This is a genomic window from Bartonella sp. AP58NXGY (assembly GCF_042195785.1).
GTDB lineage: Bacteria > Pseudomonadota > Alphaproteobacteria > Rhizobiales > Rhizobiaceae > Bartonella.
Genome location: NZ_JBHIOY010000312.1, coordinates 400 through 645 on the forward strand (window position 1 = coordinate 400; position 246 = coordinate 645).

Below are 246 nucleotides of genomic sequence, written 5' to 3' on the forward strand. Positions count from 1 at the left end.
CAATATACCACGCTCAAAAGCACCTTGCCTTTCAACTTCTTGCGCTTCCAAAACAGCAGCCCCCGCACCATCACCAAACAAAACACATGTTGTACGGTCTTCCCAATCTAAAATTCGAGAAAATGTATCGGACCCAATCACTAAAATTCTTTTAGCGGCTCCACAGCGTAAATAAGAATCTCCTGTTGTTAAAGCAAAAATAAAACCAGAGCAAACAGCTTGAATATCAAAAGCAAATCCATGGCT

At 41.1% G+C, this 246-nt stretch carries 1 pseudogene; it reads right to left on the reverse strand.

The window, feature by feature from the left end:
- Positions 1-246 (reverse strand): annotated as a pseudogene (locus tag ACFINC_RS11120) (3-oxoacyl-ACP synthase); the annotation flags it as partial.